We start from the raw sequence: 14430 nt of genomic DNA, 5'->3' as shown, positions 1-14430 counted from the left end.
AATGGAGAATTTAATATATGCAATAGTACTTTTACCACTTTTAGGTTTTCTTATTAACGGGCTTTTCGGCAAAAATCTTCCTAAAATTGTTGTGGGTAGCTTGGCTACGGCAATGGTTTTCGGATCTTTCTGTATTGCAGTAAGTCTTTTCATGAATTTCGATTCTGAAAGTCCTGCTGTTATCGTAAAGGCTTTCAAATGGTTCACAGTAAACGGAGTTCAGATTGATTTCGGGTTCCAGATCGATCAGCTTTCATTAATGATGGTAATGATTATCACAGGAATCGGATCTTTAATTCACCTGTACTCTATCGGATACATGAGCCACGATAAAGGTTTCTATAAGTTTTTTACTTATTTAAATCTATTCATCTTCTCCATGTTATTATTGGTAATGGGATGTAACTACCTGATCTTATTCATTGGATGGGAAGGTGTAGGATTATGTTCTTATTTACTGATCGGATTCTGGTACACCAACGAAGAATACGGTAAAGCAGCGAGAAAAGCATTCATCATGAACAGAATCGGTGACCTTGCGTTATTGATCGGTATTTTCATGATTGCAGCACAGACAAATTCATTAGATTATGTTTCTGTAGCGCAAAACGCAGGAAAATTTGAATTAGACGGAACAGTAATTATCTTTATTACAGCGAGTTTATTTATCGGTGCAACGGGTAAATCGGCTCAGGTTCCATTATATACTTGGTTACCGGACGCGATGGCCGGTCCAACTCCTGTTTCTGCGTTAATTCACGCGGCAACGATGGTAACGGCGGGTATCTATTTAGTAGTAAGATCCAACTTCTTATTTACTTTAGCCCCAACAGTTCAGGGAGGAATTTTATTCATCGGATTCTTAACCGCTGCTTTGGCAGGATTCTACGCACTGCGTCAGAACGACATCAAAAAGGTATTGGCATATTCTACAGTTTCACAACTTGGATTTATGTTCATTGCTTTAGGTCTTGGCGCTTATACAACAGCGATGTTCCACGTAATGACACACGCTTTCTTCAAAGCATTATTGTTCTTGGGAGCAGGTTCTGTGATCCACGCCATGAGCAACGAGCAGGATATGCGTTTCATGGGAGGTTTGAAAAAATATATTCCAATTACTCACGCAACTTTCCTGATCGGAACATTAGCTATCTCAGGATTCCCTTTATTATCAGGGATGATCTCTAAAGACGAAATTCTAGTAGCAGCTTTCGCTAAAAATCCAATCTATTGGGTATTATTATTCATTTTAGCGGCTATTACTGCAACCTATATGTTCAGATTGTACTATTTAACTTTCCACGGAGAGTTCAGAGGTACTGAAGATCAAAAACACCACTTACACGAAAGCCCGTCAAATATGACCTTACCATTGATCGTATTGGCTATTCTTTCTGTTGTAGGAGGATTAATTAACCTTCCTCACTTCATCGGTCACGGTCATTATGCAAAATTAATGGAATGGCTGAAGCCGGTTCTTACTGAGGAAAGCTTTAAGCAAATGGAAGCTACCCTTTCAGGTGTTCCGTTTGGTACTGAAATGATACTTTTAGGAGCTACAGTTTTAATGTTCTTTTGTGTTTGGTTCATCGTTAAAAATACTTATGTGAACAAGAAAAAACAAGCACTTCCTGAAGAGCAATACACCGGATGGGAAAAGCTGTCTGCTAAAAAATTATATGTTGACGAACTTTACAATGCATTAATTGTAAAAACTGTTGAAGGATTAGGACGCGGAGGAAAGATGTTTGATAAAGGTATTCTTGATCGTTTTGTAGACTTCGTAGGCGAAGGTGCCGAAGACAGCGGAAAAGCGATGAAGCGTATTCAGAACGGAAATGTAGAGAATTACATTCTGATCATGTCTTTAGCTGTGGGAATTATACTGATTGTTAACTTTATATTACAATAATAATGTCTTGTTTATTATTAACATTATTACTATTACCTCTAGTAGGTTCGGGATTAGTTTTTGCCTGGAAGAGTAGTTCCAGCAAATATTTGGCACTGGGAATTGCATTGGTACAAATGCTTGTAACGTTTTATATTACAGCGGACTTTGACTTTACTCCGACGGTAAACAGCGTACTACAGCACGAGATCAATTACCCTTGGTCACAATTTATGAAGAGCTCTCTTCACTTCGGTATCGATGGGATGAGTTTGCTTCTTTTATTGTTGACTAATATTTTAGCGCCAATCATTATTTTATCTTCTTTTAATGAAAATGTAAGCTACAGAAATACTTTCTACGGTTTGATTTTGCTGATGCAATTCGGATTGGTAGGAGTTTTCACTTCGCTTGACGGATTGTTGTTCTATATTTTCTGGGAAGTAACTTTGATTCCGATCTGGTTCATTGCCGGACTTTGGGGTCAGGAAAATAAAAGATTTGAATTCACTACGAAATTCTTTGTCTATACATTCGTTGGATCATTATTCATGTTAGCTGGACTGATTTATGTTTACAATCATTCTGCATCTTTTGCACTGACAGATCTTTATAATGCTCAATTAAACGAAACACAACAGACTGTGGTATTCTGGTTTATTTTCTTTGCATTTGCAGTGAAATTGCCGGTATTTCCTTTCCATACTTGGCAGCCTGATACATATACCTATTCGCCGACTCAAGGATCGATGCTTTTATCGGGTATCATGCTTAAAATGGCGGTTTATGGAGTTCTTCGTTATTTATTACCCATCACTCCCCTTCCAATTGCAGGAATTTCGGGACAGATTGTAATTATTCTTGCAATTGTAGGAATTGTACACGGGGCTTTAATTGCTATCATTCAATCGGATATAAAGAGAATCATTGCGTATTCTTCTTTCTCTCACGTGGGATTGATGGTAGCAGGTATTTTTGCTTCAGCCGTAATTTCTTTAAGAGGAACTTTCAACATCGAAGGTGCTGAAGGAGCTTTGGTACAGACTTTTGCTCACGGTATCAACGTGGTAGGTTTATTCTACTGTTGTGATATTTTATACAAGAGATTTAAATCAAGAGACATCAGACAAATGGGAGGTTTGGCGAAAGTTGCTCCTAAGTTCGCCGTATTATTCCTGATCATTATATTAGGTTCAATGGGAGTTCCATTGACTAATGGATTCATCGGAGAATTTATTTTGTTGAAATCTGTATATGATTTTAACGGATTGGCAGCGGTAATCGCTGGTCTTACGGTAATTCTTGCTGCTGTATATTTATTGAGATTCTACGGAAAAGCAATGTTTGGACAAGGAGATGATGCTGTTTTAAGCACAGCAAAAGATTTATCTTCAGTAGAGTTTTCTGTACTGGCAAGTATCGCGGTTTTTGTGATTATATTTGGTATTTTCCCACAACCGATAATCGAAATGGTGAATAGTTCGTTGAAGTTTATCTACCAATCAATGGTAAGCTAATTTGATATTTTAAGAAATGAGTGTTTTAATTATTGTTTTCCTAACGGCAGTTGTTGCGTTATTTTCAGGAGTTTTTGAACAAGGGAAATTCGCAAGATACATTGGGATTTTGGGATTAATCATCGCATTATGGGTAAGTTTCATGCCGGAATGTGCTTTCTTCGCACAGTACAGACACATGTACGACTACACAGCCAATACTGCGTTATTCACAAAAATATCAATCGTAACGACATTATTATTATTCTTTTTGGGAGGTTTTGCATTCAGCAATCACAGAAGCCACCAATCTGAATTATATGCATTAATGCTTTTCGCATTGTGCGGTGGAATTATCCTTTTCGGATATCAAAACTTAGTAACGTTATTCTTAGGAGTTGAAATCCTTTCTATTCCTTTATATGTAATGGCGGGAGCGAACAAAACTGATTTAAGATCAAACGAAGCTTCCATAAAATATTTCTTAATGGGTGCATTCGCAACAGGTTTCTTGTTGTTCGGTATTGCATTTATCTACGGAAGTGTTGGAAGTTTTGATTTATATAAAATCCAGGATTTCGGAGTTTCGAACCCTAAAGATATCATGTTCATCTTAGGAGTTTTATTGATCCTTTGTGCATTGGCATTCAAAGTAGCATTAGCGCCTTTCCACATGTGGAGTCCTGATGTTTATTATGGAGCACCTTCATTGATCACCGCTTTCATGGCGAGTGTTGTAAAGATCTCAGGATTCTTTGCCCTATTCAGATTAATGACGATTGGATTTGGTGGTGTTACAGAAGACTGGATCAATGTTTTCGGAGTATTCTTAATTATTACGTTACTTTTGGCAAACGTTATGGGTCTTGCTCAGACGAATGCAAAAAGAATGTTAGCGTACTCATCAGTTTCTCACGCAGGATACATTGGGTTGGTGTTCTTCGGAATGACAAGCCTTTCTACTTATAATTTAGCGTTCTATTTATTCGCTTACGCTTTATCCACAGTAGGAGTTTTCATGTGTTTGATCTATGTTGAAAAACTAAAAAGAGAAACGTCTTTCGGAGCTTTCAAAGGATTGGCAAAAACAGAACCTTTATTGGCAACGGTTGCGGCAATTTCAATGCTTTCAATGGCAGGAGTTCCGTTAACGGCTGGTTTCATGGGAAAATTTGCTTTATTCTCTCAGGCAATGAACTCAACACACGGAGTTTTCTTGGTGTTGGTAGCGGTTTTAGGATCTGCAGTTTCTATTGCTTATTATTTAAGACTGATCATTTCGATGTTCTTCTTCAAAGAAAGTTCATTCAAATCTTCAGAAAAAGTGACATTAACTTATAATATTGTTGGTGTTTTTGTGATCGCTGCAGTAATCATCTTAGGAGTTGCTCCGGATTTATTTGCAGGCGTTTTCGGATTATAATTCTAAACTGAAATATACAATCTAAACCTCCCGATTATTTGGGAGGTTTTTTTATACTAAAATCTTATCACTTGTCGTAGAATTACTACAAAATATTTAATGAAAACTTCTTAGCTTTATCAAAACAAAACACACAAATGATACCAAATTTCGTAAAGCACAAAGTACGGCCTCAAGATAATCTCGCATCCTTAGCCTCCCGTCTAAGGATAACTGAAGAAGAACTGAAGCAATTTCACAATCAAAACTGTGGAAAGATGGAGAAACTCTGGTTTGGAAATCTTCACGGAGTTGAATTTATATTGATTCCCACTTTTTATATTTCAAAAGAACAACAGGAAATCCGAAAAGAGAAAATGCTTCCATCAAAAGAATATTTTCCAGATTTTCATGCTTCAAAATATCTTGTTTCGGAAATTTTTGAAGAATCTTATAAAGAAAGTTTAAACTTTAATTATTCTGTTAACCTCAATATTCAGAATAGTAAAGATGGTTTTATTGCAGAAACAGTAGTAGAAAATTTCACCAAAAACGGAGCAGTTCATGATGATAAAGTTTCATCGCTTTCTTTAGCCTGCATGAATAAGATCTACCCTATATCTTACAAACTTTCACAGAACGGAAGATTAGAATCTTGTTTTCATCATCATAATTTAGTTGAACAATTTAGCAAAAAGAGACCCGAACTCGAAGATTTTTTTATAGGAGATATTTCAAAAAGCTATATTGATTTTTTTGTTGAAAAATTATCTGATGAAAATTATTTTTTCAGACAGATGCAATCCGGCTTATTATATCAAACTTTATTTATAAATCTGGAATGGTTTCATAAAAAGGCCGACTGGAGGGAAAGATTCTTTATATACAGCAATTCATTTCCTTTAGAATTTAGTTTTAACGCAGAGCAAAATTTTGATGACTCTTATTTCGTGGAAACAAAAATATTCGGAACATTATCAGAAAAATGTAGCCTCAGAGAATTACTGAAAGGAATTCCAATTGAAGATGAAGATTTTGAAGAGAATATCCATGCTGAAATTCATATAGAATATTTTACAAATAAAACGACAAAACAACTGCATGAAGTAAAATCTTCTGTCAGTATTTGGCACCAAAACGAATTATTTCAAAAACACCGACTACACTTAACACAAAATTAAGATGAAAGCCTACCAAACACAACCAACCGACAGTTTCGCCAGCATTGCAAAAAAGTTTAGTATTAAAGATGAAAACTACCTCAGAACTTTTCATAATCTGAATTGTTCTGAAAGTGAAGTTATTTTCAACGAAATACCTTCCGGAACTTCTATTTTAATTCCTGATGATCCTCAGTTTTTTTTAGAGGATTCTGGATCAGAGGATGAAGAGGATTGTATGAATGATAATTATGAAGAAGAAACTGAGTATAACAATGACTCTCAGGAAAACAATGAAAAAGAAACCGATAATTCTTCAGATCAGGAAAAGCAGAAAAACAATGAAAATTCTTCAACTGAACATGACAGAAAATATTTCGTCATCCAAAAAGGAGTGGTTCAATGCAATCAAGGGTTTAAATTTCCAAAATTTAAAGTAACCAGCCATCAAAAACATTATTGGAATGACGCAGACGGAGAAGCCGCTTATCTCGCCGTAACAGAAGATGATTTACAATTTGATCCTCCTGCTCAACCTTTCGGACAATGTAAGCTCAAGCCAAGTTCAGGCGGTTACCTCCCATGTGCTTATGCAGCAGCCGGAAAATGGACGAAAACTTATGACAAGGTACAAGTGATGGGAAAAAGCTGTGTTACAGAAATATCCGAATTGATGTGCAGCACCGGTGGAAAAATTACAATTCTAAAGCATGGGCAGCAATCAGAATTAGGTAAAAGCAATGTCAACAATGCTGATTCTAAGGAACAGCAAGTGTATAATCCTGTGGTGGATTTTGAGGAGTTTAAAGAAGAAATAAACGGAGAAGATCCTTTTGAAGTTGAATAATAAAAACATGGAATTATGGAAACTATAAAAGGAACTACAAATCCCAAAGCAGAAGAAAAAACCTACTATGAACTATCAGATTTCATTTATAAATTTGGCAATCCTTTATTCGGGAAAAAAGATGATGAAAAATACTTCTGGACTTTATATAAACAGGTAAATAACAAATGGAAACAGGTTTCAGGAAACATAAAATATGGGGAGAAAGTTTCTTATACATTTGGTGAAAAAGTGGTGGGTATTCCGTTTAAAATAGAAGTGCATACAGAAAGTAAGAATTTTCTTAATCAGATTGAGAAAAAATTGACCACGAACTTAGTAGTTGTGCCAAGAACAAAAAAAGAACCTGTAATTGGAAGGGTAATTTTATTAAACAGAGATAATGAAGATGTAAATAAAGCCAGATTCAACGAAAGTCTGAGTGCAGAAGCCCGAACATCCAATTTAGTTGGAAAAGAAATAACTTTCTACCTTTGGGAAGAAGGAGTGACAGAAGAAAAAAAATATCAGAAGCCTAAAACAGCTAAAGTTGACAAAAACGGAATAGCCAAAATAAAATTTAATCTTGCAGAATATGCAACACCACAAACGTGGATGAGCTTTTTTTCAGGAAATAATAATGTTACAAAAAAGTTTTTTGTAACGGCAACATACCAACTAAAAGAGGTAACTAATAAAACACCCGTTTCTGTGACAGAAGGACAACAGCAGCGGCCGCAACAGCCACAGCAAAAAGCCGAAAAGAAAAAGAAGTCTGCAGGATTCATTGAAAAAGCTACCGACATTATTGCCCAAGGAGTTGGGAAAATTGGGGATGATGTTGAAAAAACAAGGACTGCGACGAGTGTGGGGAAAAGTGAAGGGAAAAAGGAGGATGGGAAATGCCCGAGATGTGAAAGTCTTACGAAAGAAGAAGTAGATAAAATTTTTACTTCTGCAAGTGAAGATAATAAAAAAGCTTTACTAACAGCATTTAATGATGGGAACCTAAAATTTGAAATTAATACTTGTTTGAGAAAAGCACATTTCTTTGCTCAAGTTCTTGAAGAGGTAGGAACAAATTTGAAATTGAGTGAACCTGAAAGCTTTAATTACAGTGCCCGAAGATTAAAAGACGGAGACTTTACAAAAGGGTCAGGTTGGGTAAAAGATTTAGTTAACGGAGGTCAGTATAAATCAGGAACATGGAGTGCAAGTCCTTTTGATTATTTTAAGACACATCATAATGAAGCCAATCTTTATGGTAGAAAAGACCTAAATAGTTACAATGATAAAGGTATACAAGCTGCAAATAGCAAAGAAATTGCCAATCGTGTATATGCTGACAAAAACAGAGATCCAAAATATAGATTAGGAAATATACAAGAGGGTGATGGTTGGAAATTTATGGGGAAGGGGATTATTCAAGTAACCGGAAGAACAAACTATACCGAAGTTAATAAGAGGCTTATTAAAAAAGGATATAATTTTGATATTGTCAACAATCCGGATAACTTACTAAAGCATAAAGAAAGTGTCCTCTCTTCCATGGCTTTTTGGTACTGGAAAGATTTACAATTAAAATCCGATAAAGGAGGAAAAGAGATTGTTGATAGCATTACTAAAATAGTAAATGAAGGAACTCCTACATATGCAGAAAGAAGAGAAAACTTTAACAAAACCTATTCAGTTTTTAAAGTAAACTTGTGTTCTAAAGTTCAAAATGAAGACATAAAACCAAGTGGAAAATGGAGAAATCCAATTGACAATCCAATGCTTTGCATGTATTCACAAGGTGGGGGACATAAACCGTGGCATGGTTCCTTTGGTGAAAAAATACGAGATAAAAGTGAGAATCATACAGGAAATGATTTACTTGCTGTCCCGGGAACAAAAGTTTATGCATGTTTAAAAAGTAAAGTACATAAGATATATACTTCATCTTCAATGGCAGGTCATGTTGTTGTTTTAGAAGTTATAGATTTAAAGACTTTTAAATCATTAAAAAACAGTTCGTATAAGCCTAAATATAAAGACAAAGGAGAGATTTTGGAAAGGGGTTTTGACGAAAATGGAACTATCTATCTTACATTCTGGCATTTAAGCAAAAACAATTTTTTCAAAGAAGGAGATATTGTAGAACATGATAGTGTTATAGGGTTAACCGGAGTTTCTGGCTGGAAAGGTAAACATTTTACTACAAGAAATCCGCACCTTCATTTTGAGGTATCAAATGTGGGCTCTGCTTCAGGACTGAATGGAAAATGTAATCCTTCAGTATATTTTAAATTCAAAACAGAAGATGAGCTATCAAAAGCCGAAATCGAATATCAAAATAAAATAAAAGAAAAAGAATGGAATTAGTAAAAAAAATATTTTATGGTGTAAGTATTTTACTTTTGTTTTCTTGTAATGGTCAAGAAAACAAAGCGGAGTTGCAAGGTAAAACCACACTCTCATATTCACAAAATGAAAACAGTGAGTTTATCCTACAAAAACAAATTTCAAAAGATGAAAATAATTTTAAATATTTATACAAGGAAAATATCTTCCAATTAGTACAAGCAGAAAATTTCACCTACGATCTATCTATTGATCATAATATTTATGATACAAATCTTGTATTAGAAAGTGCTTCAATTAATATTTGGAATTTCAAAAGAACAAATGATCATATAATTTTAGTCGAAGGTGATGATTATTATGGTTCAGTTTTCTATATTTTTTATTACAATAACAATACATTGAAATATTATGATAGCATTTATTATGAGGTAAAAAATGCAGAAAAAAATAAGGAAGAAAAAAAGTTTGAGGTGAATTTTAAAAATCAAACATTAGCAATCTCTATATCACAAAATGAAAACAAAAATAATTATGAACTAAAGCGATATAAAACAGTTCAATTATTGAATGATAGAAAGAATAATTTGTTGAAGGAAAGTAATGGAGAAATCATACAAGAAAAAAACGCCGATATAAATCAGGATGGAATTCAGGATAAAATACAAATAATACAGAATAAGGGAAATGAATATTATTCAATTATTATTGCTATTTCAAACAAAAACTCAAATAACAAAATAATATTTAAAAATGAAAAACTATTAACTCCTCCAAACTCTAATTCTACAGGAATTGGTTTAAAGAAAATTGTAACAAAAAACAATTATATCACCTTTGAAGACAATATCACAGAAGGTAATCCTACAAAAAATGAATACACCACATTTATTTATGATGCTAAAGAAGAACAATTATACTTGCATAAATATGGCATTACAGCAATGTTCGATGATGATAACAGCTCAAAAGATTGGGAAAAAATTAACACTAAAAAAGATTTTGGAACAATTCAGTTTGAAAATGTTGATAAAGAATTTTTAAGAAATTTGTTGTCAAAATAACGGAGCATATTTCTCTGAAGATTGGTTTTTAGTAAAAATAAATGAAGGCAAAGAGGGATATATACATAAAAGTAGGATTAAAAACTGAAATTAAAAAAAACTACAAAACTTTAATCATATAAAAACTGATTATGAACAAAATATTAATAATATGCCTATTTACCATTAATATCTCTTGTCAAAAAAAAAAATACAGTTAGCAATTCTTCAAAATCCACTATCGATACATTGTATGAACCTCCAAAATCATTATATTTTGATGATGATAACACACAAGATGAAGTGAAAATTCAATCGAAAAAAAGTGATGATCTTTCAAACTTTATACTTTCTGTACAACTATCATCATTAAATAAAATAATTGAAATACCAGTATTAAATAATAGCATTTTATATAATAATATTAAATCAGATTATTTCTTAAACGATCCCATAGATAAAGATAAAACTATAGAACTCCGGATAGATTATGCAAATCAAATTACAAAACCTAATATTTCCGGAGAAAAGAAAGATTTAATTGAAAAAATTAAAATCAGATTCAATCCTAAAAATAAGAAAATACAAGTTATTGGGTATGATCTCAGTTATTCGAAAGAAAATAAAAACAAATATATTAAGTCGTTTAATTTTATCACAGGGAAATATTATTCTTCATGTTATTTTGGTAATGAAAAAAAGGATACATCAGGATGGTCATCAGAACTTCAGAACATTTATACAGAAAACTGGAATCGTGATTTTCTAAACAAGCTTATATTGTATGGAGATGAAGTTGAATAGGTAATTATTGTTTAACTTAAAAGAACAATGAAACCAATCTTAATCTCGAACCTGTTCAAACTTAAAAAAGATGTAACAGAATACATCCACACAAAAGCATAATAAAGAACTGATTATTACAAAGTAAATTTCACTACAATATAATTTTCCCCACCAAATAAGCCATCATGCCAAAAACTATTGTAAATACAAAACAAAAAATTTATAGTTTTTTCATAACTTTACTCTAAATTTCATCTTTTGGCAAATCTTTACAAAAAAGACGCTCCATTTCAGGTATATGTTTCTTTCAAAAAATATCTGGATGTGTTAGAACACATCCGATACAACGACCGTTTGGAATACCGTGCCAATTATGCCGAATCTTTGATCGAGAAAACCAGGAATTTTCAGGAACTGAAAGACGGATTTCAGGACTTTTCTTTACTGGAAAAATATGAAGATATCATCAAACTTTTGTTGGCCGATCTTTTTCCTACAGGTCTTACCAATAACGAAATAAAAGCTGCCGGAATCCCGCTTTTCAACATTACGTTCAACTTTACCGAAAGATTCAAAAAGATTCTGAAAGATGCCGGACAGGATTTTGAAATAGAGCTTAGAAATATTGATGACGACGAATTTTATGTATTCTGCTGCTGCCTGATTTTACAAAGCTATTTTAAAAGGGATATCAAAAGTTTAATGCCGTTTTATTATGATATTCCCAATCATCAGGGGATCATGAAGCATTATAAAATTACAGTCAATTCAGATTTTACAGAAATCTTTCCTACGGAAGAGGCCAAAATACCATCCGAGGAAGTAATTGATATGCTGCTGGAAAACCTCGACGATTACAGCCTCTGGAAAAAATATTTTCCTTCAAAATCTTGGATTATGAAGGGATTCAGTATTATTTCTCTGGTAGACTGCACTACAGAAGTTGCCCTCTCCGATCTCAAATCCAGCATGATTCAGATTGATCCTGAAAACCTTTCGCCAGACGAAAATCTGGTAGAAATTTTCAAATCTTATTTCGATGTTCCTCAGCTTAGTTTCGGACTGATGCTGTACAACAAAAAAGATCAGCGTTTAGAAAAGCTTCCCATTTATGAAAACGTTTTCACCAATCATATTTTAGATTTCTGGATCAATACTTTTGATGAAGAAACACGAAAAATAACATTTGACAGCCTGAACCACAATCCAAAGCCTATCGTTATTTCCAATGTGGATAATTTGGATTATCATGTTAAATCCATCCCTTCTTTCAGAATCCTGAAAAGTAACGGAATCAGTAGTTTTATGGTCATTCCGATCATGAAAGATAATGAACTATTGGCAATTATGGAATTTACCTCTCCTATTCAGAATAGTTTCAATGGTTTGAAGCTTAAAAGAATGGAGTTTTTTTCGGATATGATTCTCTTTTCTTTGAACCGTTTCAGTTTTGAAAAAAATTATCAGATAGAGGCCATCATCCAGAGAGAATACACCACAATCCACGACAGTGTAGTCTGGAAGTTCAGAAGTGAGGCAGAGAGGTATTTTAATGCTTCCCTAACCAAAAAAATATATACGCTTAAAGAGATTTCGTTTAAAACGCTGACACCGCTTTTCGGTTTTTCAGATATCCGTTCGTCATCGGAAAAACGTTACAATCTTATGCTTGAAGATCTTAATCTGCAGATTGACTGTCTTCACGGGATTTTTTCACTGATTACATCTGAATCTGAAAAATATATACTGGCACTGGATATTTTTGAAAATGAGCTGAATAATGAAATTAAAGCTGACAGCGAACAGCGTTTCCAAAGATTATTAAGAGATGAAATCCATCCTTTTTTGCAGGCTAAGCTTGAAATAAAGTCTTCCAGCGAGGTAAAAGCAAAAATTAAAGATTATTTTATACAGGTTTTCCCACAAAGTGACCTTTTTTATGGCAACAGAAAAAGTCTTGATGATTCCATCACTTTACTGAACCGTAAAATTGCGGATATGCTGGATGAAAGCCAGATCCAGGCTCAGCAGATTTTCCCGCATTATTACGAAAGATTCAAGTCGGATGGTGTGGAACATAATCTTTACACCGGTCAGAATATTGCTCCGGATCTGCATTACCATTCAAAAGTTGTTCATAAGCTTAGATATTGGCAGCTGAAGACAATGTGCAATGTGGAACGGGAATTTCAGAATTTCAAAAAAGACCTTCCAATTGCTTTGGAAATAGCATCGTTAATTTTTGTCTATAACGAAAAGATAGATATCCGTTTCCGAATGGATGAAAAAAGGTTTGATGTAGACGGAGCTTACAATTCTTATTATGAAATAATAAAAAAACGTCTGGATAAGGCTCATGTAAAAGATTCAACAGAAAGAATTACCTGTCCGGGAAAAATCACCATTGTTTATTTTGGTATGGAAAACCAGAAAGAATATCTTGAATACATTAATAAGCTACAGAAAAAAGGTGTCCTGAAAAATGATACTGAATTTTTAAGAGTAGAAGATCTCCAAGGAATTACAGGGCTTCTGGCATTAAGAATTTCGATTGCTAATGATTAATCGATAAAAAAAGTGCTTGGCTTCTTCAATTCGTCCTGCGGAATTTCAGCCTGCTCAAAAATTGAATATTCGATAGTTCTGCAGATGCTGTTGAGAGCCAGATCATTTTCCTCTTCGCCGAAAGGTTCCCCGATTTCCTGAATTATCGCATCCAATGCAATGAATGTATAGCTGATCAGAAGAACTATCAAAGGCATCATCCAACCCAAAGAGTCTACCAATCCAAAAGGAAGCCAAAAACAATACAGATAAACTGTTCTGTGCAACAGCACACTGTAGGCAAAAGGCAATGGCGTATTATAAATTCTTTCGCACCCCCCGGAAATAGCAGAAAACTGATTCAGCTGATGATCGAGCTGAGTCATGACAATGGTATCGATATTTCCCTTTTTGTGCTGTTCTTGAATCCAATCTGCAATGAAACCTAAAATAATACTGGGAATAAATTTTTTGCCTTTTACTTTTTCCAATTGCTCAGGAGAAAGCAGTCTTGAAAGATGTTCGTTGCCAGTTTTATCTCTCAACTGATCATTTAACGCCCAGCCAAATGCGGAAATTAATTTTACTATTTTTTGCTTTTCTTCCTTTGAGGGTCCGTGTATGTAAGAGAAAATCTGCCTCGTTAATGATCTTGTCTCAATCACCAAAAGTCCCCACAATTTTCTTCCCTCCCAAAATCGGTCATAGCTTGCAGAATTGCAAAATCCCATAAAAATGGCTAAAGCAAGCCCCAGCAATGTAAAAATTGTAGGATTAAGATGAACTTTATAGTCGAATATTCTTCCTTTAAAAAAGTAAATTAATAAGGAAAACAACGTAATAATACTTAACTGAACAATAATCTTCTTCAATACGGAACCTCTCCAGATAAAGAGCATTCTCAGCCAATTGGTGCGTTGCCTTATAATCATTTTC

The 14430-nt window shown here is 34.1% G+C and carries 10 protein-coding genes; 9 read left to right on the top strand and 1 reads right to left on the bottom strand.

What is annotated here, in order from left to right; genetic code table 11:
• The first annotated feature begins 1 nt into the window (after position 1).
• The 9 genes from nuoL to BUA89_RS11080 all read left to right on the top strand — a co-directional run bounded on the left by nuoL (position 2) and on the right by BUA89_RS11080 (position 13515).
• Positions 2–1915 carry an NADH-quinone oxidoreductase subunit L gene (gene nuoL, locus BUA89_RS11120; RefSeq protein WP_072957417.1) on the top strand — a complete coding sequence of 638 codons (1914 nt, stop codon included), beginning with the start codon at positions 2–4 and terminating at the stop codon, positions 1913–1915.
• Positions 1916–1917: 2 nt separating this feature from the next.
• Positions 1918–3411, top strand: a complete 1494-nt coding sequence (locus BUA89_RS11115; RefSeq protein WP_072957414.1) for a complex I subunit 4 family protein — start codon at positions 1918–1920, stop codon at positions 3409–3411.
• Between the two features lie 16 nt (positions 3412–3427).
• Positions 3428–4813, top strand: a complete 1386-nt coding sequence (locus tag BUA89_RS11110; protein ID WP_072957411.1) for an NADH-quinone oxidoreductase subunit N — start codon at positions 3428–3430, stop codon at positions 4811–4813.
• Positions 4814–5070: 257 nt separating this feature from the next.
• The gene (locus BUA89_RS11105) at positions 5071–5973 is read left to right on the top strand and encodes a hypothetical protein (RefSeq protein WP_072957408.1); all 903 of its coding nucleotides are present in this window, start codon (positions 5071–5073) and stop codon (positions 5971–5973) included.
• Position 5974: 1 nt separating this feature from the next.
• A complete protein-coding gene (locus BUA89_RS11100) occupies positions 5975–6799 on the top strand; it encodes a DUF4280 domain-containing protein (protein ID WP_072957404.1) in 825 nt (274 codons plus the stop codon).
• A 15-nt stretch (positions 6800–6814) separates the two neighbouring features.
• The gene (locus BUA89_RS11095) at positions 6815–9142 is read left to right on the top strand and encodes a peptidoglycan DD-metalloendopeptidase family protein (protein WP_072957400.1); all 2328 of its coding nucleotides are present in this window, start codon (positions 6815–6817) and stop codon (positions 9140–9142) included.
• Positions 9133–10185, top strand: a complete 1053-nt coding sequence (locus tag BUA89_RS11090; protein ID WP_072957396.1) for a hypothetical protein — start codon at positions 9133–9135, stop codon at positions 10183–10185. The genes BUA89_RS11095 and BUA89_RS11090 overlap by 10 nt, the downstream gene beginning before the upstream one ends.
• Before the next feature lie 228 nt (positions 10186–10413).
• Complete coding sequence (locus BUA89_RS11085) at positions 10414–10968, top strand: hypothetical protein (RefSeq protein ID WP_072957393.1); 555 nt, start codon at positions 10414–10416, stop codon at positions 10966–10968.
• 240 nt (positions 10969–11208) lie between these two features.
• Positions 11209–13515, top strand: coding sequence for a GAF domain-containing protein (locus tag BUA89_RS11080; protein WP_072957390.1), 2307 nt, complete (start codon positions 11209–11211; stop codon positions 13513–13515).
• On the opposite strand, the gene BUA89_RS11075 is transcribed toward BUA89_RS11080, so the two are convergent.
• Positions 13512–14426, bottom strand: a complete 915-nt coding sequence (locus tag BUA89_RS11075) for a bestrophin family protein (RefSeq protein ID WP_072957387.1) — start codon at positions 14424–14426, stop codon at positions 13512–13514. The two genes, BUA89_RS11080 and BUA89_RS11075, sit on opposite strands and share 4 nt — an antisense overlap.
• Positions 14427–14430 lie beyond the last annotated feature (4 nt).

It is taken from the genome of Chryseobacterium arachidis (assembly GCF_900129245.1).
GTDB lineage: Bacteria > Bacteroidota > Bacteroidia > Flavobacteriales > Weeksellaceae > Chryseobacterium > Chryseobacterium arachidis.
The sequence above is the reverse complement of the archived record's forward strand: the minus strand, read 5'-3'. Positions and strand labels throughout refer to the sequence as shown.